Origin of the sequence: Streptomyces africanus (assembly GCF_030816955.1) — a bacterium.
GTDB classification, from domain to species: Bacteria; Actinomycetota; Actinomycetes; order Streptomycetales; family Streptomycetaceae; genus Streptomyces; species Streptomyces africanus.
This window is the reverse complement of the sequence record NZ_JAUSYP010000001.1, coordinates 6,179,816-6,204,722: the sequence shown is the minus strand read 5'-3', so window position 1 is coordinate 6,204,722 and position 24,907 is coordinate 6,179,816. Positions and strand designations below refer to the sequence as shown.

Genomic DNA, 24,907 nt, shown 5'->3' with positions numbered 1-24,907 from the left:
GCCGGTTCTGGCCGAATCGCTCCTTTCACTGCTGTCATGCTCTCGACAATCTGATGCTTCGGTTGCACCTCCCCAGTCAACCCCCACGGAAGGCATCACGTTGAAGAGACTCCTGACCGCCCTCAAGAGATGCGCGGTCCTCGGGGCCGCCGCCCTCGCGATCGCCGGCCTGCAGCCCGTCACCGCCGCGCAGGCCGCCCCCTCCCCCGTCGTCGGCGGGACACGGGCCGCGCAGGGCGAGTTCCCGTTCATGGTCCGGCTCTCCATGGGCTGCGGCGGCGCGCTGTACACCCAGCAGATCGTGCTCACGGCCGCGCACTGCGTGGGCGCTTCCGGCAACAACACGAGCATCACCGCCACCGCGGGGGTCGTCGACCTCCAGTCCACCAGCGGCCGGGTCCAGGTCCGCTCCACCAAGGTGCTCCGCGCCCCCGGCTACAACGGCACCGGCAAGGACTGGGCGCTCATCAAGCTCGCCCAGCCCATCAACCTGCCGACCCTGAAGATCGCCACCACCACGCAGTACAACACCGGAGACTTCACCATCGCCGGCTGGGGCGCGAACCGCGAGGGCGGCTCCCAGCAGCGCTACCTGCTGAAGGCGACCGTGCCGTTCGTCGGCGACGCCGCCTGCAAGGCATACGGCGGCCTCTACAGCGGCCTCGTCGCGGGCGAGGAGATCTGCGCCGGCTTCGACGCGGGCGGTGTCGACACCTGCCAGGGCGACTCCGGCGGCCCCATGTTCCGCAAGGACAACGCCGGCGCCTGGATCCAGGTCGGCATCGTCAGCTGGGGTGAGGGCTGCGCCCGGCCCGAGGCCCCCGGGGTCTACACGGAGGTCTCGACGTTCGCCTCCGCCATCGCCTCGGCGGCGTCGACACTCTGACCCGCCCCCGACAACAGCCCGCGGGCCCGGTGCCGTACGGTGCCGGGCCCTGCCCCTGTCTCACCGGGTGTTCCGGCCGGCCTCCAGCTTCGCGACCGCCGCCGCCACCTGCGCCGCCCGGCTCCGCGGGGTCCGGGCGCGGAGCACGCCGAGCATCGCGAGGTACCGGTCCGTCCGCCCGAGCGCCTCGAAGGCCGCCGCGGCCCGCGGGCTCTCCTCCAGGGCCGCCGCGAGGTCCGCCGGGAGTTCGGCCTCCTGCTGGGAGGCGTACGCCGCCTCCCACCGTCCGTCCGCCCGTGCGGCCGCCACCTCCGCGAGGCCGCCGGGCCGCATCCGCCCGGCGGCGGTCAACTCCTCGACCCGGCGGACGTTGACCATGGACCAGAGGCTGCCGGGGCGCCTCGGGGTGATCCGCTGGAGGTAGTACGACCCGTCGAGTCCCTTGCGCTGCCCGGTGATCCAGCCGTGGCACAGTGCCACGTCGTTGACCTCGGCGGCGCTGACGGAGGGGATGCCCGAGCCCTTCTTGGCGACCTTGACCCAGAGGCCGGGATGCGGGGCGGGGTGTGCCGCCAGCCAGGAGTCCAGGTCGGCGGCGGCTGCGAAGGAGACGGCGTCTCCGGGGGCGGTCATGACACCACCGTAGGGACCGAGCAGGACGGATCCTGTCCGCTACGCGAGCAGCGCGCGGGCCTGTTCGCGGGCCTGGGCGATGGCGTCCGGGAAGATGCCGAGGCCGTGCGCGACGAGCGCTCCCTCGTGCAGCAGCATCAGCGCCCGGGCCAGGGCGTCGGCCCGCTCCGGGTCGATGTCCGAGGCGAGGCGGGTGAAGAGGGCGAGCATCCACTGCTTCTGACCGGTGATGACCGGGTGGGCCGGATGGGCGGGGTCGCTGATCTCCGCGTGGGCGTTGACCATGCTGCACCCCTTGGGACTGAGCTCCGCCGCCCATTCCCGCGAGGCGTCGAAGACCGCCAGGACTTGCTCCCCGGGCTCGGGCGGGGCCGCGTCGAGGCGTTCGGCGAGGAAGGCCCGCCAGCGCTCGTCGCGGTCCGCGAGGTACTCCACGACGATCTGCTCCTTGGAGCCGAACCGGTCGTAGAGGGTCTTCTTCGTCACCCCGGCCTCGGCGGCGATGAGGTCGACGCCGACGGCGTGGATGCCGCGCTCGTAGAACAGCCGGGCGGCCGCTGCCAGGACGCGACGGGCGGCGGGCGTCAGCGTGACCCGGTGCGGATTCTCGGCGGTGGTACCCATGGCACCCGAGTATACCGATCTGTATAGTGGGCCGAGAACTATACCGATCTGTCTACTGGTTGTGATGTCGGTGAACGTCTTCCTCTCCGTCGCCTTCGTCCTCTGCTGGAGCTCGGGGTTCATCGGGGCCAAGCTCGGCGCGGGCAACGCGTCCGCGATCACGGTCCTGATGTGGCGGTTCCTGCCTCTGGCCGTCGTCCTCGTCGCCGTCGCCGTCGTCATGCGCACGGCCTGGCGGGGTATCACCGCCCGGGACGTGTCCCGGCAGGCCGTCATCGGCGTGCTGTCGCAGAGCGGCTATCTGCTCAGCGTCTACTACGCCATCCAGCTCGGCGTCTCCAGCGGGACGACGGCCCTGATCGACGGGGTCCAGCCGCTCGTCGCCGGGGCCCTCGCGGGACCGCTGCTGGGGCAGTACGTCTCGGGCCGGCAGTGGGTCGGCCTGGGTCTGGGGCTGGGCGGTGTCTCGGTGGTCACCCTGGCCGACGCAGCGGCCGGGACCGGTGTGCCCTGGTGGGCCTACGCCGTTCCGCTGCTCGGCATGCTGTCGCTGGTCGCGGCCACCTTCCTGGAGAGCCGGTCCCGCTCGCGGGTCGCTCCCGCGGTGTCGCTGACCGTCCACTGCGCCACCAGCGCCGTCCTCTTCTCCGTGCTGGCGCTGAGCACGGGGGCCGCCGTGCCGCCCGCCGAGGGCGGGTTCTGGGTGGCCGTCGCCTGGCTCGTGGGTCTGTCCACGTTCGGCGGGTACGGGCTGTACTGGCTCATCCTGAAGCGGTCCGGGGTGACGAAGGTGAACACGCTGATGTTCCTCATGGCCCCGGTCACGGCCGTGTGGGGCGCGCTCGTGTTCGGTGAGCCGTTCGGCGTGCAGACCGCGCTCGGCCTGGCCGTCTGCCTCGCTGCCGTGGTCGTCGTGCACCGCGGTGGCGGCCGGAAGGGCCCGGCCGCCACCGCGGCCCGAGGAGAGCCGGAGGAAAACCGGTGGACCCGGGCACCCGGCTCCGCCTAACGTCTCCGCCATGTCCAGCCCCGAGGCGTCCAGAGTGCGGCCACCGGCTCTCCGGTGGCTGTTCGTGATGCCGGGCCGCTGAGCCCGCTCGCTCCGCTGCCGGAAGCCGTCCGACCTGTCGTGTCCGACGTCGACTTCGGGTTGCGGAGTTTCTTCATGCCGTTCGCTCTTCTTCTGCTGGGCCTTGCCGTGTTCGCGCAGGGAACGTCCGAGTTCATGCTGTCCGGTCTGGTGCCGGACATCGCGCGGGATCTGGGGGTGTCCGTTCCCTCGGCGGGGGCGCTGACCTCCGCCTTCGCGGTGGGGATGGTCGTGGGGGCGCCGCTGGTGGCGGGGCTCGCGCGGCGCTGGCCGCGGCGGGGTGCGCTGCTGGCGTTCCTCGTGGTGTTTCTCGCCGTCCATGTCGTCGGTGCTCTCACCGGCAGTTTCGAGGTGCTGCTCGCCACGCGGGTCGTGGGGGCGCTCGCCAACGCCGGGTTCCTCGCGGTCGCCCTGGTGGCCGCCGTGGACATGGTCCCGGCGGACGCGAAGGGGCGGGCCACCTCCATGCTGCTGGGCGGAGTGACGCTGGCGTGCGTGGCCGGGGTGCCCGCCGGGGCCGTGCTGGGCGGGCTGTGGGGCTGGCGTGCGGCGTTCTGGGCGGTGGCGCTGGTGTCGCTGCCCGCGCTGGCGGCGGTGGCGAGGTCGGTCCCGGGCGGTTCGGCGGGGGGTGCGCCGCCCGCGCTGGGCGGTGAACTGCGGTCGCTGCGCAGCCCCCGGCTGCTCGTCACGCTGGCGCTGGGCGCCCTCGTGAACGGTGCGACGTTCTGCACCTTCACCTATCTCGCGCCGCTGGTCACCGAGGTGACAGGGCTGGGCAGCGCCTGGGTCCCCGGGGTGCTCGCGCTGTTCGGGGCCGGGTCCTTCGCCGGGGTGAGCGCCGCCGGGCGGATCGCCGACCGGCACCCCGTCCCGGTCCTGGCCGGCGGGGCGGTCGCGACGTGCCTGGGCTGGTGCCTCCTGGCACTCGGGGCCGGCCACCCGGTCCTGGCACTCGGGCTCGTCTTCACCCAGGGGGCCCTGTCCTTCGGCGTCGGCTCCACGCTGATCTCCCAGGTGCTCTACGCGGCACCGGGCGCCCCCACCCTGGCCGGCGGTTTCGCCACGGCCGCGTTCAACGTCGGCGCCGCACTGGGCCCTTGGGCCGGCGGCATGGCGATCGCCGCGGGGCTCGGGTACCGGTCGCCGGTGTGGGTCAGCGCGGGCCTGGTCGCCCTCGCGGGCGTGGTGGCCGCGTGCGGACAGCGGGAGCAGGTTCTGCGGCGGGAAGGGGCGGGGCGCTGAACGCCGGCTCGGGCGCCGTGGACGCAGAGCGATGACCAGCGGGTGCGGGCCCGTCGCCGCTTGGGTCAGAAGCCGCCACCGAAGTCCCCGCCCCCGCCGAAGTCGCCGCCGCCGAAGCCCCCGTCACCGAAGCCGCCCCCGAAGTCGCCCGTGTCGAAGTCCGCGCCGGAGACGTCGCCGCCGCCGAAGTCGCCGTAGCCGGAGCCGTAGTCGGACGCGTAGGCGGGGCCGGCCATCATGCTGCCGAGCATGGTGCCGACGAGGAGGCCGGGCAGGAGGCCGCCGCCGAAGTAACCGCCGGCCCAGGGGCCGTACGCCGGGCCGGCCTCCCAGTACGGGCGGCGGCCGAGTTCGGTGTCGACCTCGCGGATCACCGGGTCCCGGCCCTCGGCGAGCCGGGTCCGGTCGGCCGCGCAGACGGGGACGTCACGCGTGGCACCGCCCGGGGGCGTCCAGCTCGCGTCGGCGACCGAGGGGCCGTGGCGCGGGTCGAAGAAGCAGGGCGGACGGCGCTCCGGCAGCGGGGCGCCCTCGCGGCGGGCCACGAGTCGCGCCAGGGAGAACCGGCCGTCCTCCACGGCCTGGGTGACGGCCCGCACGTCCTCCGGCTTGGTCGCGGCGGCCATCAGGGACTTCGCCTGCTCGTAGGCGTCCAGGGCGTGTTCGTAGTCGGCGCGCATCGCGTCGTCGGCACCGGGTTCGCCGGGGTGGAAGTCGAGGCGGTCGAGTTCCTCGCCGAAGGCGGTGATGTCCTCGTCGACCACCACGCGCAGCTTCTCCAGCGCGGCCCGCTGCTCCTCCTCGTGGCGGCGGCGGTTGCGGCGCACCAGCGCGTAGGCGCCCGCGCCGCCGGCCGCGACCAGGGCGCCGACCGTGACCAGGCTGCCGACCGGCACGTCACTGCCCGAGCCGTCGCTCCAGCTGCTGGGCGCCGAGCCGCCCACGTTGCGCAGGGCGCCGTCGACGAAGTCGTTCAGCTGGGCCTTGACGTCGCCCGCGCCCTGTACGGACGTGACCAGGTTGGACACCGCCTGGCGGCTCATCACCGCGCTGTCCGCACGGGCGTCGAACCGGTCTCCGAGGCGAATGCCGTACAGGCCGGTGATGCCGGTCTCGGTGCGGAGGTTCCTGAAGAGGTCCTGGGTGGGGAAACCGGCCGGGAGGACCGCCACGAAGACCGGCTTGTCCGCGTCCTTGATCTTGTCGGCGAGCGCCTCGGCGTCCGACGCGGCCAGCCGGCCGCGAGCGGCCGGATCGACGTAGACCGGGTTCTCGCGCAGTTCCGCGGCGATCTTCGAGACACCGGTGGCGGCCTGCGCACCGGGCGCGCCCGCCATCAGCGCCGCCAGGACGGCGACGACCGGCACGATCAGCAGACGTACGACGGTACGCACCAGCTCGGCCTTCATAGGTTCGAAGCTACCCGAATCGGCACAGAAAGGGATATCGGGCGGGGTGCGGATTTCGGGACACCGCTGACGGCGAACGGGACTGACGGCGGTCGGCGACGGCTCGGAAGGCGCCGTCGCCACCCGCCTGCCGGGCCCGTCTACTCGGCCGGGCTCACTCCCGCCCGCAGCAGCCCGTACGTGTACGCGTCCTCCAGGGCCTGCCAGCTCGCGGCGATGACGTTGTCGGCCACGCCCACCGTCGCCCACTCGCCCGTGCCGTCGGACGTGGAGATCAGCACGCGCGTCGTCGAGTTGGTGCCGTGCTTGCCCTCCAGGATGCGGACCTTGTAGTCCACGAGTTCCAGCTTGGCGAGCTGCGGGTAGATCTTCTCCAGGCCCACCCGCAGGGCCCGGTCCAGCGCGTTGACCGGGCCGTTGCCCTCGGCCGTGGCGACGATGCGCTCGCCCTTGGCCCAGAGCTTGACCGTGGCCTCGTTGGCGTGGGAGCCGTCGGGCCGGTCCTCGACGATGGCGCGCCAGGACTCGACCTCGAAGTAGCGCAGCGGCTTGCCCTGGACCTCCGTGCGCAGGAGGATCTCGAAGCTCGCGTCGGCCGCCTCGTACGTGTAGCCCCTCAGTTCGCGTTCCTTGACCCGCTCGACCACCCGGCCGACCAGCTCGCGGTCGCCGCCGAGGTCGATGCCGAGTTCCTTGCCCTTGAGCTCGATGGAGGCCCGGCCGGCCATGTCGGAGACCAGCATCCGCATGGTGTTGCCGACCTGCTCGGGGTCGATGTGCTGGTACAGGTCCGGGTCGACCTTGATGGCCGAGGCGTGCAGGCCGGCCTTGTGCGCGAAGGCCGACAGGCCCACGTAGGGCTGGTGCGTGGAGGGCGTGAGGTTGACGACCTCGGCGATCGCGTGCGAGATGCGCGTCATCTCGCGCAGGCGGCCCTCGGGCAGGACCTGCTTGCCGTACTTCAGCTCCAGGGCCGCCACGACCGGGAAGAGGTTGGCGTTGCCGACGCGTTCGCCGTAGCCGTTGGCCGTGCACTGGACGTGCGTCGCGCCGGCGTCGACGGCGGCCAGCGTGTTCGCCACCGCGCAGCCCGTGTCGTCCTGGGCATGGATGCCGAGCCGGGCGCCGGTGTCGGCCAGGACGGTACCGACGACCGCCTGGATCTGCGCCGGGAGCATGCCGCCGTTGGTGTCGCACAGGACCACCACGTCCGCGCCGGCCTCCGAGGCCGCACGGACGACCGACTTCGCGTACTCGGGGTTCGCGCGGTAGCCGTCGAAGAAGTGCTCGCAGTCGACGAAGACCCGGCGGCCCTGCTCCTTCAGGAACGAGACCGTGTCGCGGACCATCTCCAGGTTCTCGTCCAGGGTGGTGCGCAGGGCGAGCTCGACATGCCGGTCGTGGGACTTGGCGACCAGCGTGATCACCTCGGCACCCGACTCCAGCAGCGCCTTGACCTGCGGGTCCTCAGCCGCCTTCGCTCCCGCGCGGCGGGTCGCCCCGAACGCGACCAGCTGCGCGTGCCGGAGGCCGATCTCCTGCCGGGCGCGGGCGAAGAACTCGGTGTCCCGGGGGTTCGCGCCCGGCCAGCCGCCCTCGATGAAGCCGACGCCGAAGTCGTCCAGGTGCCGCGCGATGGCCAGCTTGTCCGCGACGGTGAGGTTGATGCCCTCCCGCTGGGCGCCGTCGCGCAGGGTGGTGTCGAAGACGTGGAAGGAATCGTCGAGCTCGCTGGTAGCGGTCATGGTGTCAAGGCTCCTGAGGATTGGACTCGGTCGTACCGGAATGACCGGCTCCACCGCCCCCACATACTCCCTCGCGCTCTCGCTCCTGACTGCGGGTGGGCCAGAAATGCGAAAAACCCCTCGCGGGTGCGAGAGGTCTGCGCGCGGGTCGAGGACGACGGTGTCCGCCCGTACCTGGTCGTACGTGGCGGTCACTGCGGACCGGCGCGCCTGCTGCCAATAATCATGGCGAACGAGAGCACGGGGGCAGTCTGGCACAACCCCCGTGCCCGGCTCACACTTGTCTCAGGATGCGGTCGGTCACTTCAGGTGACGGACGTAGACGTGCGAGCTGTCGTACGTGTCGCCCGGGACGAGGTCGGGCGCGGAGCTGCTGAAGGCGACCTGACGGCCGTGCCGGTCGATGACCGGGGCGGACACGCCCTGGTCGTTCGGCCCGCCCTGGGCGTCCGGGCTCGCCAGGACCGTGCGCCCGGTGCGCAGGTCGCGGACGTACGCGCGGGTGGTGTAGTTCGTGTCGCCCGGGTCGGCCGAGACGAAGGCCAGATACCGGTTGTCGGCGCTGAGCTGCGCAGAGGCGGTGAACGCGGCCGGGTCGACGGCGTCGATCCTGCGCAGCTCGCCCGTCTTCAGGTCGCGGATGAAGACGTTGTGTCCCTTGTTGGTGTCGCCCGGCGTGAGCCGCGAATCGAGGGAGTTGAAGAGGGCGTACCGCCCGTCGGCGCTGACCTGCGGGAACTCGGTCTGCCCGTCGGACTTCGCGCCGTCCGGCGCCCGGTCGGCCTGGAACAGCTCGCCGCTCGGCACGTCACGGACATAGGCGTCGCTCCAGTCGCCCGGCGCCGGGTGCGGGACGAAGAACTGGTAGCCGACGCGCTTGCCGTCGGCGCTGATGGACGGGTTGGTGGCGGCGGTCTTCCCGTCGCCGGCGGCGGGCACCTGGCTGACGCGGACGGCCTCGCCGCTGGTGCGGTCGACCCGGTAGACACGCCCCCAGCCGTCGTCGGACCGTGTGAGTTCCGAGCGCTGGGCGATGAAGGCGACGTAGCGGCCGTCGCCGCTGAGGGCGGGCCGCCGGCCGGAGTCGTAGCCGGTGTCGACGGTGTCCTCGATGCGCTGGAGCGCGCCGGTCTTCAGGTCCTTGACCCAGATGTGGCTGCGGCCGTCACCCGTGGCGGTGGCGCCGAAGGCCAAGTAGCGGCCGTCGCCGCTGAGGGCGACGTCGTCGACCGGGCCGACGTCCGTCCCGGTACTGGCCAGCCGGGTCGTGCCGGTCTTCAGGTCGCGCACGAAGGCGTCGGCGGCGCCGTCGGTGTCACCGGCGACGAGGTTGTCGGCGCTGGAGACGAAGGCCAGACGGCGGCCGTCGGCGCTCAGACTCGGCCCGCCGGAGTCGCCGTCGCCCTCGGTGCCGTCCGGGGCGACACTCGCCTTCTCGGTCCGCGGCACCGCCTCGGCGGCGGTCGCGGGCAGCGCGGCGACGCCGCCGAGCGTGACGGCCAGAGCCACGCCGAGCGCGCCGGACGTGGCCCTTGTGATGCTGGTCATGTGCTGTTCCCCCTGTGTTCCCCGTTGACGCTGCTCCCCCGGCCCCGCGCCGAGGGCTCCCCCAGAGCCAACAGCACCGCGCGCCACAGGGTCAATCCGTCGTATTGAGTACAACCCGGGCAGGCGTTCAGGCGTCCGCGAGGAGGCTGTCGGCCCAGGAACTCGTGCACGTCCCAAAGGATTCGGGCCCGTCGCGGGACTCGCCCCGCGCGATGCCCTCGGCGGGCAGGGCCACCAGGTCGCGGGGCCGGCCGCCCTCGATGGCGGCCTGCCACAGGCCGGGGGTCCGGGGGCGGGAGCCCCCGGAGGGGGTGTCGGACTCAGCCCAGCTGGTGCATCCAGCCGTGCTTGTCCTCCGCCGTACCGCGCTGGATGTCGAGCAGGGCCTGGCGGAGCCGGAGCGTGACCTCGCCCGGCTCGCCCCCGCTCTGCTGCCACTCCGCCCCGGCCCGCTTGACCGTCCCGACCGGCGTGATCACCGCGGCCGTACCGCAGGCGAACACCTCCGTGAGCGAGCCGTTCTCCGAGTCCCGCTGCCACTGGTCGACCGAGACCCGGCCCTCCTCGGCCTCGTACCCGAGGTCACGGGCGACGGCGAGCAGGGAGTCCCGGGTGACGCCCTCCAGGATGGAACCCGTGAGGGACGGCGTGATGATCTTGTTCCCGTACACGAAGTACAGGTTCATGCCACCCAGCTCCTCGACCCACTTGTGCTCGACCGCGTCGAGGTAGCAGACCTGGTCACAGCCCTTGGTCGCGGCCTCGGCCTGCGCCAGCAGGGACGCCGCGTAGTTGCCGCCGGTCTTCGCGGCGCCCATGCCGCCGGGGACGGCACGGACACGGTCCTCGGAGACCCAGATGGAGACCGGCTTGACGCCGCCCGGGAAGTACGCGCCGGCCGGGGAGGCGATGACCAGGAACAGGTACTCGTTGGCCGGCTTCACGCCCAGTCCGACCTCGGTCGCGATCATGAACGGGCGCAGGTAGAGGGACTCCTCCCCACCGTGCGCCGGGACCCACGCCTTGTCCTGCTTCACCAGCGCGTCGCACGCCTCGATGAACGTCTCGACCGGCAGCTCGGGCATCGCCAGCCGGCGCGCGGAGCTCTGGAAGCGCTCGGCGTTCTTCTCCGGACGGAACGTGGCGACCGAGCCGTCGGGGCGGCGGTAGGCCTTCAGCCCCTCGAAGATCTCCTGCGCGTAGTGCAGCACCGTGGTGGCGGGGTCGAGGGAGATCGGCGCGTACGGCACGAGCTGGCCGTCGTGCCAGCCCCGGCCTTCCGTCCACTTGATCGTCACCATGTGGTCGGTGAAGTGGCGGCCGAACCCGGGGTTGGCCAGGATCGCCTCCCGTTCTGCGGCGGAGAGCGGGTTGGCGGACGGCTTGAGCTCGATCGTGGGCGTCGTCATGGGTTGAAGTCCTTCACCGGTTGTAGTGACGGGCCGCGCTCGGTACAGCTCTGATGGTGACCAGTGCCAGGACGTCCGAGCAATCCCTCGTTCCGCGGCCTCGCGTTCGATTATCGCCCGGGGGCGACGGCGGACGGAACGGGGTGAATGCGGCCCGGTGGTCGATGGTGACACCCGGCGGGAACACGCGGAAGCCGCCGGGTGCGGATGCGACCCGGCGGCTTGGGTTGAGCAGCGGCGGGTCAGCCGGCTACGCGTACGGCGAGCGCGTCGCCGATCTCCGAGGTGGAGCGGGCGGGCTTGCCCGTGCGCTCCGACAGGTCGGCGGAGACCGCCTCGTCGATCCGGGCGGCCTCGGCCTCGTAGCCGAGGTGGCGTAGGAGCAGGGCGACGGACAGCACCGTGGCGGTCGGGTCGGCCTTGCCCTGGCCGGCGATGTCCGGGGCCGAGCCGTGCACGGGCTCGAACATCGAGGGGAACTCTCCGGAGGGGTTGATGTTGCCGGAGGCCGCCACGCCGATGCCGCCGGAGACGGCCGCGGCGAGGTCGGTGATGATGTCGCCGAAGAGGTTGTCGGTGACGATCACGTCGAAGCGCTCGGGCTGGGTGACCAGGTAGATGGTCGCCGCGTCGACGTGCATGTACTCGGTGGTGACCTCGGGGAACTCCTCGGCCACCTTGTTGAAGACGTTCGTCCACAGGTGACCCGCGAAGGTCAGCACGTTGTTCTTGTGGATCAGCGCCAGCTTCTTGCGCGGGCGGGCCTGGGCACGCGCGAAGGCGTCGCGGACCACGCGCTCGACACCGAAGGCCGTGTTGACGGACACCTCGGTGGCGACCTCGTGCTCGGTGCCCTTGCGGATCGTGCCGCCGTTGCCGGTGTACGGGCCCTCGGTGCCCTCGCGGACCACGACGAAGTCGATCTGCGGCTCGCCTGCCAGCGGGGTGGCGACACCCGGCAGCAGCTTCGACGGGCGCAGGTTGACGTGGTGGTCGAAGGCGAAGCGGAGCTTGAGCAGGAAGCCGCGCTCCAGGACGCCGGACGGCACGCTCGGGTCGCCGATCGCGCCGAGCAGGATGGCGTCGTGCTTCTTCAGGGCGTCGAGGTCGGCGTCGGTGAGGGTCTCACCGGTGGCGTGGTAGCGCTTGGCGCCGAAGTCGTACTCCTTGGTCTCCAGCTTCACATCCTGCGGAAGGACGGCGGAGAGGACCTTCAGGCCTTCGGCCACGACTTCCTGGCCGATGCCGTCACCGGGAATCACTGCGAGATTGATGCTGCGAGACATGCGGGCACCCTACTCCTCGTCCCATGGGATGACACAGGGTGTCCGTGATGCGGACAGGCGATACAGTCACCCGCCCGGGGGGTGACCGCACTCGGCCGACAGTTTCCGTTCACCCGTACGTGGGGCGGACGTTGGCCTTCGCTGGGAAGTTGACCCGACATGGAGACCCCCCACTTCGGCATCCCGCCCGAGCTCGCCCGCCGGATGAGCATGGCGGAACAGCACGAGTACCTGCGCACCCGGCTGTCGCGGCGCCGCACGCTGGTGACGGCGGGCGCGGTCGCGGGCGGCCTGCTGACCGGCTGCTCCGGCTCCGGGCCGGGGAGCGGCACGGCGACCGGGAGCCCGTCGCCGAGCACGTCGAAGGCGCCGGGCTCCTTCATCACGCCCTTCGGCCGCCATCTCGCCTTCGGCGGCGACCCGAAGACGCAGATGCGGATCTCCTGGCAGGTGCCGCTGGCGGTGAAGAAGCCGTACGTCCGGGTGGGCCTGCGCCCGGACGACCTCGGCCGCAAGATCGAGGCGGAGCTGCGCGACCTGCACACCCCGGAGCTGAAGGGCGTACGGCCGGCGGTCGACCAGTACTACCTGCACGCGGCGCTGGACGGCCTGCGCCCGGACACGACGTACTACTACGGCGTCGGCCACGACGGCTTCGACCCGGCGTCCCCGCGGCACCGCTCCACCGTCACGTCCTTCCGCACGGCCCCCGCGAGCCCGCCCGAGCGGTTCGTGTTCACCGCGTTCGGCGACCAGGGCGTCGGCGAGGAGGCGGCCCTCAACGACCGTCTGCTGCTGCGCCGGAGCCCGGCGTTCCATCTCCACGCCGGCGACATCTGCTACGCCGACCCGACCGGCAAGGGCAAGGAGTCGGACGTCTTCGACGCCGGGCAGTGGGACCGGTTCCTGAAGCAGACCGAGCCGGTGGCCAGGTCGGTGCCGTGGATGGTGACGACCGGCAACCACGACATGGAGGCCTGGTACTCGCCGGACGGCTACGGCGGCCAACTCGCCCGTTTCTCCCTGCCGGACAGCGGCTTCGACGCGCGCACGGCACCGGGGGTGTACGCCTTCACGTACGGCAACGTCGGCGTGGTCGCGCTGGACGCGAACGACGTGTCGTACGAGATCCCGGCCAACTTCGGCTACACGGAGGGCAGGCAGACCAAGTGGCTGGACCGGAAGCTCGGCGAGCTGAGGTCCTCGAAGGACGTCGACTTCGTCGTCGTCTTCTTCCACCACTGCGCGTACTCGACGTCCACGCACGCCTCCGACGGCGGGGTGCGCGCCGAGTGGCTGCCGCTGTTCGCCGAGCACGAGGTGGACTTGGTGATCAACGGGCACAACCACGTGTACGAGCGGACCGACGCCGTCAAGAACGGCGAGGTGGGCAGGCCTGTGCCGATCGGCGGGACGACGGATCCCAGGCGGGACGGGATCGTGTACGTGACCGCGGGCGGCGGCGGCAAAGAGCTGTACGGCTTCCCGGACGGCGTGAAGGAGAGCTACGAGGGGAACACCGCCGACCGCGAGTCGGTCGCCACGTTCCGGTGGACCAGATCCCAGGACCCGAAGGCGGAGTCGGTGCAGTGGTCGCGCGTGCGCTACCGCGGGTTCTCGTTCCTCTCGGTGGAGGCGGAGAGCGGCGCCGCGCCGCGGCTGAAGGTGTCGGCGCTGGCGTCGAGCGGTGAGCGGATCGACCATTTCGAGGTGCGGCGCGGGGCGTGAGCCCCGCACCGCGCCTCGTCGGGTGCGGCTCCCGGACCAGGGGTGTTACGGCTCAGGCGGATCCTCAGTGACCGGTGTTTCCGCCGTTGTCCCTGCGGTCGAGGGCGCGCTGGAGCGCTGCGGCGGCGTTCTTGCGGTCGGACTCGCTCGTGCGGGAGACGTGACGGACTCGGCGGCGGACGGTCGTCTCGGCCATGGGAAATCGACTCCTTCGACAGCATGGAGCGCAGAGAGATACGAGACGCCGGATGGGGCGGGGAGCGGTGCCGCAGGGGTTGCCTGCACGGGGCCCGGCTCACGACCGCCATTCGCTTGGTCGAGCGAGACGTTCGGCTCCTACAAAACTAAGGGAGGCCGGAGCGTCTGTCTCCACAATTACTCGGACTTCCTACTATCTGAGACGGTGGACTGCGTCACACTCGGCTGACCTGCGGCGATTCCTAGAGCACATCTCCGTCGCGCCAGTCGAAGAGCAGTTCGTGCGCCGGGTCGAGGGGGCCGGCGAGGGCGGGCCGGACGTAGGTGCTGTCCTCTTCCTCCGGCAGGCGGACGACGCCGTCGCGCGGGCTGAGGGCGTGCACCTGGCCGCGCCACAGCCGCCAGCCGCGGGAGGTGTAGAGCAGGGCGCCGTCGTCGCTGGCGGAGAGGGCGCCCAGGTCATACGCGCGGTCGACGACGCGTTCCAGTTCCGCCATGACCTGCCCGCCGAGGCCGGTGCGGCGGGCGTCGGCGCGTACGGCGACGTTCTCGACGTACCCGGCGCGCAGCCACCGGCCGCGGTGCCGCACCCGGCGCATCACGACCGCCCCGTGCGCGGCGAGCCCGGAGCCGTCGTGCACCAGGACGTGCATGCCGCCGAGGCCGTGGTCCCAGTCCTCGTCGCCGAAGTCGCCGTCGAAGGCGGCGTCCAGCAGGGCCCGTACGGCGTCGAGTTCGGCGGGGGTGAGGTCGGCGGTGTGGGCGGTGCGCGCTCGGGTGGTCATCGGCCCAGTCTTCCCGCGGACACGCCGACGGGCCAGGTCATTTGGTGACCCGGCCCGTCGGTGCCGCGGGGCTCAGCCCATGTGCGGGTAGGTGTAGTCGGTCGGCGGGACCAGCGTTTCCTTGATGGCGCGGGTCAGGGTCCAGCGCATCAGGTTCTGCGGGGCACCGGCCTTGTCGTTGGTGCCCGAGGCACGGCCGCCGCCGAAGGGCTGCTGGCCGACGACGGCGCCGGTCGACTTGTCGTTGATGTAGAAGTTGCCGGCCGCGTAGCGGAGCCGGTCCGCCGTGTAGGCCGCCGCCGCGCGGTCGTTCGCGATGACGGAGCCGGTCAGGGCGTAGTCGGAGACGGACTCCATCTGCGTCAGCATCTCGTCGTACTTCTCGTCCTCGTAGACGTGCACGGCGATGACCGGGCCGAAGTACTCGGTGCGGAAGACCTCGTTCTCCGGGTCGGTGCACTCGATGACGGTCGGGCGGACGAAGTAGCCGACCGAGTCGTCGTAGGAGCCGCCCGCCACGATCGTGCAGGACGGGTCTTCCTGGGCGCGGTCGATGGCGGCCTTGTTCTTGGCGAAGGCGCGCTCGTCGATGACCGCGCCGATGAAGTTCGACAGGTCGGTGACATCGCCCATCTTGATGCCGTCGACCTCGGCGGCCCACTCCTCCTTGAAGCCGGAGTTCCAGATCGAGGCGGGGATGTACGCCCGGGACGTGGCGCTGCACTTCTGGCCCTGGTACTCGAAGGCACCCCGGGTGAGCGCCGTCTTCAGGATGGCCGGGTCGGCGGACGGGTGGGCGACGAGGAAGTCCTTGCCGCCGGTCTCGCCGACCAGACGCGGGTAGGTGCGGTACTTCTCGATGTTGTTGCCGACCGTCTTCCACAGGTACTGGAAGGTCTTGGTCGAGCCGGTGAAGTGGATGCCGGCGAGATCGCGGTGTTCCAGGGCGACCTTGGAGACCTCGATGCCGTCACCGGTGACGAGGTTGATGACGCCCTTGGGCAGGCCTGCCTCCTCCAGGAGCTGCATGAGCAGCACGGCGGCGTGGGTCTGCGTCGGGGACGGCTTCCAGACGACGACGTTGCCCATCAGGGCCGGGGCCGTCGGCAGGTTGCCCGCGATGGCGGTGAAGTTGAAGGGCGTGATCGCGTAGACGAAGCCCTCCAGCGGGCGGTAGTCCAGACGGTTCCACACGCCCGGGGAGTTGGCCGGGGGCTGCTCGGCCAGGAGCTTGCGGGCGTAGGAGACGTTGAAGCGCCAGAAGTCGATCAGCTCGCAGGGCGTGTCGATCTCGGCCTGCTGGGCGGTCTTGGACTGGCCGAGCATGGTGGAGGCGGCGAGCGTCTCGCGCCAGGGGCCGGACAGCAGCTCGGCGGCGCGCAGGATGATCGCCGCGCGGTCGTCGAAGGACATTGCGCGCCAGGCGGGCGCGGCGGCCAGGGCCGCGTCGACGGCGTCCTGGGCGTCCGCCTGCGTGGCGTTGCGGTAGGTGCCGAGCACGGCCCGGTGGTTGTGCGGCTGGACGACCTTGAAGGCCTCACCGCCGCCCATCCGCTTCTCGCCGCCGATGGTGCAGGGCAGGTCGACGGGGTTGTCGGCCAGCTCCTTCAGCCGGGCCTCCAGCCGGGCGCGCTCCGGCGAGCCGGGGGCGTAGCCGTGCACCGGCTCGTTGACGGGGGTGGGGACCTGGGTCACAGCGTCCATGTTTTCCGTAACTCCTTACTGAGCGGTGATGCGGTCTCAGCCCTTGACGAGCCTCAGTCCTTGGGTGAGCTCTCGGCCCTTGTCGGGCTCTCAGCCCTTTGTGAGCATCGAGCGGGCGAAGAAGCGCAGGTTGGCCGGCTTCTCCGCGAGTCGGCGCATGAAGTAGCCGTACCAGTCGGTGCCGTACGCGGTGTACACGCGCATCCGGTGGCCCTCGGCGGCCAGCCGCAGGTGCTCCTCGGTGCGGATGCCGTAGAGCATCTGGAACTCGTACTCGTCGAGCTTTCGCCCGGCGCGGTGCGCGAGCTCCTGGCCGATGGCGATCAGGCGCGGGTCGTGGGACCCGATCATCGGGTACCCCTCCCCCTCCATCAACGTCCCCAGGACCCGAACGTATGCCCGGTCGATCTCGTGTTTGTCCTGGTACGCGACCGCGGCCGGTTCCTTGTACGCGCCCTTGACCAGGCGCACCCGGCTGCCGTTCGCGGCGAGGCGGCGGGCGTCGGCCTCGGTGCGGAAGAGGTAGGCCTGGATGACGCAGCCGGTCTGCGGGAAGTCCTTCCGCAGCTCCTCGTGGATGGCGAACATCGAGTCGAGGGTGGTGTGGTCCTCGGCGTCCAGGGTGACCGTGGTGCCGATCTCCGCGGCGGCCTCGACGACCGGGCGGACGTTGGCGAGGGCCAGTTCGTGACCGCCGTCCAGGGCCTGCCCGAACATCGTCAGCTTCACGGACATCTCGGCGCGGGTGCCGAGCTCCAGCGGCTTCAGGCGGTCGATCAGCTCCAGGTAGGCGTCCCGCGCGGCGGCGGCCTGGGTGGGGTTGGTGATGTCCTCGCCGACGACGTCCATCGTCAGCTCCAGGCCCTGCCCGGTGAGCTCCCCGATGACCGGCACGACGTCGTCGACGTCCTCACCCGCGATGAATCGGTCGACGACCTGTTTGGTCACCGGGGCCGCCGAAACCAGGCGTCGCATCCGGTCGCTGCGCGACGCGGCGAGAATCACGGGACCCAGCACGGGGCACCTCCAGAGCACAACCAACGGATGGCCGGACCCCGGGCGGATGACGCTTCGGGTACGGCGCGGAGAACCACCGTGAAACCTAAGGATCCCCCCGATCGTCGGCCATCGACAGCTGTCACGCATCCGTGCCGCAGATCTCAGACAGATGTATGAAGGGGCTCCTGGAGTGCGGGACAATGCCGGGATGACGTCGGAACACAGGGATGACTACGAGGAGCTGGTCGACGAGATCTCGGAGCTGCTCGGGGCGCCTGCGACGCTGGAGAACCGGGATTTCGAGCTGATCGCCTTCGGCGCGTACGACAGCGAGGGCGACCTCGATCCGTCGGCCCTGGACCCGGTGCGCACCCGCTCGATCCTGACCCGCCGCTCGACGGCGGCCGTCCGGGCGTGGTTCGAGGGCTTCGGCATCACGCGGGCGACCGGCCCGGTCCGCATCCCGCCGACGCCGGAGGCCGGGGTGTACCGGGGCCGGATCTGCCTGCCCGTCCGCCACCGGGGCGTGGTCCACGGCTATGTCTGGCTGCTGGACGACGATCCCGGCCCGAGCGAACGCCAGCTGTCCGCCGCCATGCAGGTCACCACCCGGATCGGGGCGCTGCTCGCGGACGAGGCCCAGCACGGCGCCGACCTCAGCCGCGAGCTGCGGGCCGTCCTCACGGCCGACCGCGACTGGCAGCGCGACATGGCCATCGCGGAACTCCGCACCGCCCTCGGCCCGCGCGCCGACGGTCTCCACACGGTGCTCTGTGTCGCCCCCTGGCCCACGGCCGACCCCGACGACGCCCCGTCGGTCCGCACGATGCCGGGCGCGACAGCCCTGTGCACCCTGCCGTGGGGGGCCTCGTCCCAGTGCGTGGCCGTCCTGATCCGCCTGCGCTCGCCGGACGTACTGACCCCGGCGACGACAGCGGCGACCCGCCTGCTGGAACGGGCGGGCGAGGGGAGTGGGCCGGGCGGCGGCACGGGGCGGGTGGCGACCGGCCTGGGCTCGCGCGGAACGGCCGGCGCCTCGGGTGCAACGGCCTCACGCGGAACTGCCGGCGTCTCGGGCGGAACAGCCGACCCCACCTCCCGCGAACCAACCGGCAGCCCCTCCCCCGGGCCAACCGGCACCACCTCCCGCGGACCAACCGGCATCTCGCCCGGAACGGCCGACCCCACCTCCCCCGGCCCCACCCCTGCCGGAGCAGCCGGAGACGCTTCGCGTGCGGTCGGTGCCTCGGGCAGGACGGCCTCCGGTCCCCCTTCGTCCGGAGCGGGCGGCACCCCGCGCAGTGCCCGGGCCGGACAGCCCGGGACCGCTTCCCACGGGCCGGCCGGTCGCGCTTCGCGCGGGGCGGGCGCCGGGGCCGGGGCCGCCGCCGCGGGTCTCTCAACGCCCCGCTCCGGGCTCGCCGAGCTGGGAACCGCCTGGTGGGAAGCCTCGGCGGCGGCGCGGGCCGCGTTGGCCGAACCCCGGCTGGGGCCCGTCGCCGAGTGGGCGTCCATCGGGCCGTTCCGGCTGCTCACCGCGCTGCCGCCTGAGGTGGCCCGCGACCCCGCCGTGCACGCCCTGCTCTTCCCCGTCCACCGGGAGCTGGCCCGTACCGCCGAGGTCTACCTCGACTGCGCCGGCCAGGCCGCCCGGGCCGCCGCCGAGCTGGGCATCCACCGCCAGACCCTGTACTACCGCCTCTCCCGGATCGAGAAGCTCACCGGCCTGGACCTGGACGACGGCGAGGACCGCCTGCTCCTGCACATGGCGTTGAAGGGCGCCCGGCTCGCACAGGGGCACGGCATCGGACCGTCCGGGTAAGTCCGTCGCCCGAACGGGCGGTTTCAGGGCGGGCCCGCGCACCGCCGGACGCGCGCCCCGGCCACGGTTTCTCCTGGTGCGCCATCGGGGATCCTCGGCACCGCCCGCGTCGATCTGCACACCCGGCCGACCACCACCGGCGCGTCCCGCCACCACCGCTACGCCCACGCGTACCGGCGACGCCACCGGGCGCCGACTCGCCGCCCGGGCGCTGCGGACGTACTTCCGCCCCGTCCCCTGACGGCCGGGCCGTCGGGCCGCTTATGAAAACGATTGTCATCATGCTACGGTCGTGGCGCCTTCAATCATTTACCTGGCCTTGACCGAGGTGTCCCCGTGCGCGTCCCCGCTCGACTCATCCCCCTGGCCGCCGTGACCGCGGCCTCCGCCCTGCTCACCGGCTGCTTCTCCGGTGGGCCGTCGGCCACGGACGACGCCGGGGCAGGGGGCAAGCGCATACGCGTCGCGATGATGCAGCCACCGCGCTCGGCGCTGTCCCCGCTGTCGGACGACGCCTTCAAGCTGTCGCGCTGGTCGACGGCGGAGACCCTGGTGAAACTGGACGCGGACGGCGACGCGGAACCGGCACTGGCCACCGAGTGGGCCCGGTCCGGCCGGAGCTGGACCTTCACCCTGCGCGACGGCGTCACCTTCCACGACGGGACGAAGCTCACCGCCGCAATCGTCGTCAACTCCCTCACCAAGGCCGCCGCCGCCTCCCCCAAGCCCCGCATCCTCGACGGCGTCGACCTGACCGCGAAGGCCGACGGCGACAAGGTCACCGTCACCACGGCCACCGAGGACCCCCTGGTCCCGCAGCGGCTCAGCTCCCCGCAGCTGTCGATCCTGGCCGCCAAGGCCTACCGGGGGAAGACCGTCAACCCCGTCGGCGCGGGCACCGGCCCGTTCGAGCTGACGAAGGTCAACGGCACCTCCTCCGCCGCCCTCGACCGCTACGACGGCTACTGGGGGAAAAAGGCCAAGGCCCCCGGCATCGACGTCCGGTTCGTGCCCGACGGCACCGCCCGGGCCGCCGCCCTGCGCAGCGGCGAGGCCGACATCGTCGAGGCGGTGCCGGTCTCGCAGGCGGCGGTGCTGGACCAGGACCTGATCACCGAGGTGCCCATGCCGCGCACCAACACCCTGTACCTGAACACCGAGAAGGGCGTCTTCGAGGACGCCGCGCTGCGGGCGGCGGCCCGTGAGGCGATCGACGCCGAGTCGATCGTGAAGGGCGTGTACGAGGGTCGCGCCGATGTCGCCGAGGGGCTGCTCGGCCCCGCCCTGCCGTGGGCGGCCGGATTGCGCAAGCCGGTGAGGCGGGCCGAGGCCGGCGACCCGGCCGGCAAGACGATCACCATCGGCACCTTCACCGACCGCGCCGAGCTGCCCGAGGTCGCCGCCGCGCTGCAACAGCAGCTCCAGAAGGCCGGGTTCAAGGTGAAGCTCGACGTCCGCGAGTACGCCAACATCGAGTCCGACGCGCTGGCGGGCGCGTTCGACGCGTTCATCCTCTCCCGCGCCACCGTCCTGGACTCCGGCGACCCGGCCGCCTACCTCTACAGCGACTTCGCCTCCGACGGCTCCTTCAACATCCCCCAGCTCGCGGACCCGGCCGTGGACAAGACCCTGAAGAAGGCCGGCGAGACACCGGCCGGCGACGCCCGGCGCAAGGCGGTCAGCGCCGCCGAGGCCGCCGTCCTCGGCACCGACGCGGCCGTGCCCATGCTGCACGAGCGCGTGATCCAGGGTGACGCCGCCGGCGTGACCGGCGCCGCCCACGACCCACGCGAGCGGGAACTGGTCACGGCGGACACCCACGTCAAGTGAAAGCCCGTATACGACGGTTGGCCGGCGCCGCCGCGCTGACCCGCCTGTTCTGCCTGATCACCGTCCTGGCCGCCGTCGGCCTGCTGCCCTGGCTCTCCGGCCGGGACCCGGCGCTCGCCGTGCTGCGGGCCCGCTCCGCCGAGCAGGACCGGACCGAGGAAGCCCTGGACTCCGTACGCCGGGACCTCGGTCTGGACGCCGGGCCCCTGTCCCTGCTCGGCGGCTGGGCCTCCGACCTGTTGCACGGCGACCTCGGCACCTCCTGGGTGTCGGGCACCGAGGTCCTGCCCTCGGTGGTGGCCGGGCTCCAGGTGTCACTGGCGCTGATGGGCGCCTCGCTCGGCCTGGCGCTGATGGTGGCGTGCACGCTGGTCGCGCCGGTGCTGGTGCGGGACCGGTCCTCGGCCGGGGCGTGGGCCGCGATGCTGGTCGCCGTACCCGAGTTCCTGCTGGCCACGGTCGTGCTGCTGGTGTTCGGGGTGTGGCTGGGGTGGCTGCCGACGTCGGGCTGGGTGGGGCCGGAGAACATGGTCCTGCCCGCCGTGGCCCTCGGCGTCCCCGGCGGCGGCCTGCTCGGCCGTCTGGTCGCGGACGCGCTGCCCGCCGTGCTCGACGAGCGGTGGGTGGAGCTGTGGCGGGGCGCCGGGGTGAGCCGGGCGCGGATCGCGGGGGCGGCGCTGCGCCGCGTCCTGCCGCCGCTGGTCCCGCAGTTCGGGATGGTCGCCGTGGGGCTCACCGGGGGCGCGGTCGCCGTGGAGACGGTCTTCGCCGTGCCGGGCATCGGCCGTACCGCGCTCGGCGCGGCGAAGTCACAGGACCTGCCGCTGCTCCAGGGCGCGGTGCTCGCGCTGCTCGCGCTCGGCCTGGTCACGGGCGCGCTGGCGGCTCTCGCCCGGCGGCGGCTGCTGGGCCCGGCCCTGCGGGACGCCTCGCTGGCGCTGCCCCCGGCACGGCCGGTGCGCGCCCATCCCGCGATCCCGCTGTCGCTGTTCACCGTCCTCGCCGTGACCATCGGCTGGGGCCTGCTGCGCGACCCGTACACCGTCGACACCACGGCCCGGCTGGCCGCGCCCTCCCTGACCCACCCGCTCGGCACCGACGGCCTCGGCCGTGACGTGCTCGCGCGCCTCGGCCACGGCGCCGCGTCCACGGTCGGCACGGCCGCGGCCGTCTGCCTGCTGAGCCTGCTGGTCGCGCTCGCCCTGGGCTTCCTGCCCCGGATCGCGGAGGGCGCGTCGGACATCGCCAACGCCCTGCCTCCGGTGATCGTCGGCATCCTGGTCGCGGCGGCCGTCGGCCCGGGCACCGGCGGCGCGGCCCTCGCGGTCGCGCTGATCTCCTGGCCCGCCCTGTCCGCGCACGCGGCGGCGCTGGTGCAGGAGGTGCGCGCGTCGGCGTTCCTGACCGCCCAACGGGCCATCGGGGCGAGCCCGTTGTGGATCCTCACACGGCACGTCCTGCCGTCGGTGGCCGCCCCGGTCGCCCGCCATGCCGTGCTGCGCCTGCCGGGCATCGCCCTGGCCCTGGCCTCGCTGGGCTTCCTGGGGCTGGGCGCCCAGCCGCCCGCCCCCGAGTGGGGCCTGCTGCTCGACGAATCCCGCGCCTACGTGGAACGCGCCCCGTGGGCGGCCCTCGCCCCGGCGGTGGCGCTGGCCCTGCTGGCGGGACTCGCGGTGTCGGGAGCGGCACTCACACGGGGCCGGAGGATACGGCGCGCCACCCCGGCTCCAGCCCAGAAGGAGGCCCCCGTTGGAGTCTGAACCACTGCTGTCGGTGCGTGAGTTGCGGATCGCCTTCGACGGGGTCGAGGCCGTGCGCGGCCTGTCCTTCGACGTCCGGCCTCGCGAAGTGCTGGCGATCGTCGGCGAGTCGGGAGCGGGCAAGTCCCTGACGGCCCGCGCGCTCCTCGGCATGCTGCCGCGCGGCGCGACGACGAGCGGGACGATCGGCCCGGACCTCTCGGCCCACCGGGGCCGGCGCATCTCCCTGGTCCCGCAGGACGCCCTGTCGGCCCTGTCCCCCGTGCACCCGGTGGGCGACCAACTCGCCGCGGCCGTACGGTCGGTGGCCCGGGTCTCCCGCAAGGAGGCCCGGGCCCGGGCGGTCGCGGCCCTGGACCGCGTCGGCATCCCGGACGCGGCACGCAGGGCGCGTGCGTATCCGCACGAGTACTCCGGCGGGATGCGGCAGCGCGCGGTGATCGCCATGGCCACGATCAACGAACCGGACGTCGTGGTCGCCGACGAACCCACCACCGCCCTCGACGAGGAGCGCCGCGACCAGGTGCTGCGGCTGCTCGCCCAGCAGCGGGAGGCGGTCGGCGCCGCGCTCGTCCTGGTCACGCACGACATGGACGCCGTGGCGGGTCATGCGGACCGGGTGCTGGTCATGTACGCCGGGCGCCTCACCGAACTCGGCCCGGCGGGCGAGGTGCTGGCCCGTCCCCGCGCCCCCTACACGGCCGGCCTGCTGGCGTCGCTCCCGCAGCACGCGCCCCCGGGCCGCCGTCTCCCGGCCCTGCGCGGCACCCCGCCCGCCCCGGGCACGCTCCCGCCGGGCTGCGCCTTCGCCCCACGCTGCCCGCTCGCGGCGGACCCCTGCCACACGGACGAGCCGGATCCCCGGCAGGTGTCCGGACGCCTGGTCGCCTGCCATCGCTGGGAGGAACTCCCCCACCCGGCCACAGAGTTGTTCCTGAAGGAGGGGCAGCCCGCATGACCGATCCCCTGCTCGACGTCCGCGACCTGGTCGTCCGCTACGGCCCGGTCACCGCCGTGGACGGCGTCTCCTTCGCCGTGGCCGCCGGCGAGACCCTCGCCCTGAACGGCCCGTCCGGCTGCGGCAAGTCCTCCACGGCCCTGGCGGTGCTGCAGCTGCGCCGCCCGGCCGGCGGTGAAGTCCGCTTCGATGGGCGGGAGTTGACGTCCCTCACCGAACGCGAGCTGCGTCCGCTGCGGCCCCGTATGCAGCCCGTCTTCCAGGACCCGTACGGCTCGCTGAGCCCCCGCCACCGCATCCGCGACGCCATCGCCGAACCGCTGAGGGTCCAGGGGCGCTGGGATCCCGCCGCCGGCCCGGCCCGGGTCGCCGAACTCCTCGACCGGGTCGGCCTCGACCCGGCGTACGGCGACCGCCGGCCGCACGAACTGTCCGGCGGCCAGTGCCAGCGCGCCGGCATCGCCCGCGCCCTGGCGTCCGAACCGCGGCTGCTGGTGCTCGACGAGCCGGTGTCGTCACTCGACCCGTCGGTACGCGCGGGCGTGCTGAACCTGCTCGCCGGCCTCCAGGACGACCTGGGTCTGGGCTACCTGTTCATCTGCCACGACCGGGCGGTCGTACGGCACTTCGCGGACCGGGTCGTCGAGATGCGCGAGGGGCGGATCAGCGCTTCGTGACTCCGGCGATGACCTGACGCAGACCCTCGGCCAGTTGCTCGGCATCGGGCGCGGTCTTCGGATCGAAGGTCCACTGCGCGATGAGGCCGGTCATCAGGGTCACGTAGAACATGCCGAGGGTGTCCACGGTCTCGTCCGAGACGTCCTCCTCCCGGCCGCCCATGAGCAGCGGGACGAGTCCGCGCGCGGCCTCCCGCTGGGCCAGCGCCAGGTGATCGCGCACCTCGGGCATCTCGTCGCCCATGACCAGGATCTCCATGCTGAGGTGCCAGATCGAACCCGGATCCCGCATGGTGCCGATGATGTTCGACCATACGCCCCGGAACCGTTCGAGGGAGCCGGGCTCGGTGACGCTCGCGGCGTTCCCGTTCCCGTCGAAGGCGTCGCCCATTCCCTCGACCAGTGACACGTACGCCTGCGCCAGCAACGCGTCCTTCGACCCGTAGTGGTAGCCGATCGACGCCAGGTTGGTGCCCGACTCCTTCACGATGTCGCGCGCCGTCGTACGCGCGAACCCCTTCTGCAACAGGCAGCGCTTGGCGCCTTCGAGCAGATCCTCACGGTGTCCCATGAC

General features: G+C 72.5%; 21 protein-coding genes. 9 read left to right on the top strand and 12 right to left on the bottom strand.

Translation table 11 applies throughout. From position 1 onward, the window contains the following. Positions 1–100: 100 nt before the first annotated feature. Positions 101–886 carry a S1 family peptidase gene (locus tag QF034_RS28905; RefSeq protein ID WP_307177666.1) on the top strand — a complete coding sequence of 262 codons (786 nt, stop codon included), beginning with the start codon at positions 101–103 and terminating at the stop codon, positions 884–886. Positions 887–946: 60 nt separating this feature from the next. Here the strand turns inward: QF034_RS28905 and QF034_RS28900 are convergent, their stop codons facing one another. Then, a complete protein-coding gene (locus QF034_RS28900) occupies positions 947–1,519 on the bottom strand; it encodes a YdeI/OmpD-associated family protein (protein WP_307177665.1) in 573 nt (190 codons plus the stop codon). A 39-nt stretch (positions 1,520–1,558) separates the two neighbouring features. Beyond that, a complete protein-coding gene (locus tag QF034_RS28895; RefSeq protein WP_307177664.1) occupies positions 1,559–2,143 on the bottom strand; it encodes a TetR/AcrR family transcriptional regulator in 585 nt (194 codons plus the stop codon). Between the two features lie 70 nt (positions 2,144–2,213). Between QF034_RS28895 and QF034_RS28890 the strand changes: the two genes are divergently transcribed. After that, on the top strand, positions 2,214–3,152 hold the full coding sequence (locus tag QF034_RS28890; protein ID WP_307180000.1) for a DMT family transporter: 939 nt from the start codon (positions 2,214–2,216) through the stop codon (positions 3,150–3,152). Positions 3,153–3,308: 156 nt separating this feature from the next. Then, positions 3,309–4,475: a Cmx/CmrA family chloramphenicol efflux MFS transporter gene (locus QF034_RS28885; RefSeq protein ID WP_307177663.1), complete on the top strand. Its 1,167-nt coding sequence runs from the start codon at positions 3,309–3,311 to the stop codon at positions 4,473–4,475. Positions 4,476–4,540: 65 nt separating this feature from the next. On the opposite strand, the gene QF034_RS28880 is transcribed toward QF034_RS28885, so the two are convergent. From QF034_RS28880 to QF034_RS28860, 5 genes are all read right to left on the bottom strand, one after another. Next, positions 4,541–5,884, bottom strand: coding sequence for a hypothetical protein (locus tag QF034_RS28880; protein WP_307177662.1), 1,344 nt, complete (start codon positions 5,882–5,884; stop codon positions 4,541–4,543). Between the two features lie 140 nt (positions 5,885–6,024). After that, entirely contained in the window at positions 6,025–7,629 is a 1,605-nt protein-coding gene (cimA, locus tag QF034_RS28875; protein ID WP_307177661.1) for a citramalate synthase, read from the bottom strand. A gap of 300 nt (positions 7,630–7,929) precedes the next feature. Then, a complete protein-coding gene (locus tag QF034_RS28870; RefSeq protein WP_307177660.1) occupies positions 7,930–9,177 on the bottom strand; it encodes a TolB-like translocation protein in 1,248 nt (415 codons plus the stop codon). Between the two features lie 320 nt (positions 9,178–9,497). After that, positions 9,498–10,586 carry a branched-chain amino acid aminotransferase gene (locus QF034_RS28865; protein WP_307177659.1) on the bottom strand — a complete coding sequence of 363 codons (1,089 nt, stop codon included), beginning with the start codon at positions 10,584–10,586 and terminating at the stop codon, positions 9,498–9,500. Between the two features lie 242 nt (positions 10,587–10,828). After that, positions 10,829–11,872 carry a 3-isopropylmalate dehydrogenase gene (locus QF034_RS28860; protein WP_307177658.1) on the bottom strand — a complete coding sequence of 348 codons (1,044 nt, stop codon included), beginning with the start codon at positions 11,870–11,872 and terminating at the stop codon, positions 10,829–10,831. A 159-nt stretch (positions 11,873–12,031) separates the two neighbouring features. Here QF034_RS28860 and QF034_RS28855 point away from each other — a divergent pair, with 159 nt between their 5' ends. After that, the gene (locus tag QF034_RS28855; protein WP_307177657.1) at positions 12,032–13,600 is read left to right on the top strand and encodes a purple acid phosphatase family protein; all 1,569 of its coding nucleotides are present in this window, start codon (positions 12,032–12,034) and stop codon (positions 13,598–13,600) included. A 64-nt stretch (positions 13,601–13,664) separates the two neighbouring features. On the opposite strand, the gene QF034_RS28850 is transcribed toward QF034_RS28855, so the two are convergent. The 4 genes from QF034_RS28850 to QF034_RS28835 all read right to left on the bottom strand — a co-directional run bounded on the left by QF034_RS28850 (position 13,665) and on the right by QF034_RS28835 (position 17,304). Next, positions 13,665–13,796, bottom strand: coding sequence for a hypothetical protein (locus tag QF034_RS28850; protein ID WP_020271485.1), 132 nt, complete (start codon positions 13,794–13,796; stop codon positions 13,665–13,667). A gap of 244 nt (positions 13,797–14,040) precedes the next feature. Further along, a complete protein-coding gene (locus tag QF034_RS28845) occupies positions 14,041–14,583 on the bottom strand; it encodes a GNAT family N-acetyltransferase (RefSeq protein WP_307177656.1) in 543 nt (180 codons plus the stop codon). 72 nt (positions 14,584–14,655) lie between these two features. Continuing rightward, positions 14,656–16,287, bottom strand: coding sequence for an L-glutamate gamma-semialdehyde dehydrogenase (gene pruA / locus QF034_RS28840; protein WP_307177655.1), 1,632 nt, complete (start codon positions 16,285–16,287; stop codon positions 14,656–14,658). A gap of 90 nt (positions 16,288–16,377) precedes the next feature. Continuing rightward, positions 16,378–17,304, bottom strand: a complete 927-nt coding sequence (locus tag QF034_RS28835; RefSeq protein WP_307177654.1) for a proline dehydrogenase family protein — start codon at positions 17,302–17,304, stop codon at positions 16,378–16,380. A 190-nt stretch (positions 17,305–17,494) separates the two neighbouring features. Between QF034_RS28835 and QF034_RS28830 the strand changes: the two genes are divergently transcribed. From QF034_RS28830 to QF034_RS28810, 5 genes are all read left to right on the top strand, one after another. Next, positions 17,495–19,108: a helix-turn-helix domain-containing protein gene (locus tag QF034_RS28830; RefSeq protein ID WP_307177653.1), complete on the top strand. Its 1,614-nt coding sequence runs from the start codon at positions 17,495–17,497 to the stop codon at positions 19,106–19,108. Between the two features lie 336 nt (positions 19,109–19,444). Next, on the top strand, positions 19,445–20,938 hold the full coding sequence (locus QF034_RS28825) for an ABC transporter substrate-binding protein (RefSeq protein WP_307177652.1): 1,494 nt from the start codon (positions 19,445–19,447) through the stop codon (positions 20,936–20,938). After that, complete coding sequence (locus tag QF034_RS28820) at positions 20,935–22,698, top strand: ABC transporter permease subunit (RefSeq protein ID WP_307177651.1); 1,764 nt, start codon at positions 20,935–20,937, stop codon at positions 22,696–22,698. Before QF034_RS28825 ends, QF034_RS28820 begins: the two co-directional genes overlap by 4 nt. Further along, positions 22,688–23,656 carry an ABC transporter ATP-binding protein gene (locus QF034_RS28815; RefSeq protein WP_307177650.1) on the top strand — a complete coding sequence of 323 codons (969 nt, stop codon included), beginning with the start codon at positions 22,688–22,690 and terminating at the stop codon, positions 23,654–23,656. The genes QF034_RS28820 and QF034_RS28815 overlap by 11 nt, the downstream gene beginning before the upstream one ends. Then, a complete protein-coding gene (locus QF034_RS28810; RefSeq protein ID WP_307177649.1) occupies positions 23,653–24,333 on the top strand; it encodes an ATP-binding cassette domain-containing protein in 681 nt (226 codons plus the stop codon). The genes QF034_RS28815 and QF034_RS28810 overlap by 4 nt, the downstream gene beginning before the upstream one ends. Here QF034_RS28810 and QF034_RS28805 read toward each other — a convergent pair. Beyond that, complete coding sequence (locus tag QF034_RS28805; RefSeq protein WP_307177648.1) at positions 24,320–24,904, bottom strand: TetR/AcrR family transcriptional regulator; 585 nt, start codon at positions 24,902–24,904, stop codon at positions 24,320–24,322. The two genes, QF034_RS28810 and QF034_RS28805, sit on opposite strands and share 14 nt — an antisense overlap. Positions 24,905–24,907 lie beyond the last annotated feature (3 nt).

Excerpts from the sequence above, each read along its gene's own strand:
- QF034_RS28860 (WP_307177658.1), bottom strand. The coding sequence starts at position 11,872 with ATGTCTCGCAGCATCAATCTCGCAGTGATTCCCGGTGACGGCATCGGC.
- QF034_RS28810 (WP_307177649.1), top strand. The coding sequence starts at position 23,653 with ATGACCGATCCCCTGCTCGACGTCCGCGACCTGGTCGTCCGCTACGGC.
- QF034_RS28850 (WP_020271485.1), bottom strand. The coding sequence starts at position 13,796 with ATGGCCGAGACGACCGTCCGCCGCCGAGTCCGTCACGTCTCCCGCACG.
- cimA (WP_307177661.1), bottom strand. The coding sequence starts at position 7,629 with ATGACCGCTACCAGCGAGCTCGACGATTCCTTCCACGTCTTCGACACC.
- QF034_RS28845 (WP_307177656.1), bottom strand. The coding sequence starts at position 14,583 with ATGACCACCCGAGCGCGCACCGCCCACACCGCCGACCTCACCCCCGCC.
- pruA (WP_307177655.1), bottom strand. The coding sequence starts at position 16,287 with ATGGACGCTGTGACCCAGGTCCCCACCCCCGTCAACGAGCCGGTGCAC.
- QF034_RS28805 (WP_307177648.1), bottom strand. The coding sequence starts at position 24,904 with ATGGGACACCGTGAGGATCTGCTCGAAGGCGCCAAGCGCTGCCTGTTG.
- QF034_RS28885 (WP_307177663.1), top strand. The coding sequence starts at position 3,309 with ATGCCGTTCGCTCTTCTTCTGCTGGGCCTTGCCGTGTTCGCGCAGGGA.
- QF034_RS28895 (WP_307177664.1), bottom strand. The coding sequence starts at position 2,143 with ATGGGTACCACCGCCGAGAATCCGCACCGGGTCACGCTGACGCCCGCC.
- QF034_RS28865 (WP_307177659.1), bottom strand. The coding sequence starts at position 10,586 with ATGACGACGCCCACGATCGAGCTCAAGCCGTCCGCCAACCCGCTCTCC.
- QF034_RS28880 (WP_307177662.1), bottom strand. The coding sequence starts at position 5,884 with ATGAAGGCCGAGCTGGTGCGTACCGTCGTACGTCTGCTGATCGTGCCG.
- QF034_RS28830 (WP_307177653.1), top strand. The coding sequence starts at position 17,495 with ATGACGTCGGAACACAGGGATGACTACGAGGAGCTGGTCGACGAGATC.
- QF034_RS28870 (WP_307177660.1), bottom strand. The coding sequence starts at position 9,177 with ATGACCAGCATCACAAGGGCCACGTCCGGCGCGCTCGGCGTGGCTCTG.
- QF034_RS28900 (WP_307177665.1), bottom strand. The coding sequence starts at position 1,519 with ATGACCGCCCCCGGAGACGCCGTCTCCTTCGCAGCCGCCGCCGACCTG.
- QF034_RS28855 (WP_307177657.1), top strand. The coding sequence starts at position 12,032 with ATGGAGACCCCCCACTTCGGCATCCCGCCCGAGCTCGCCCGCCGGATG.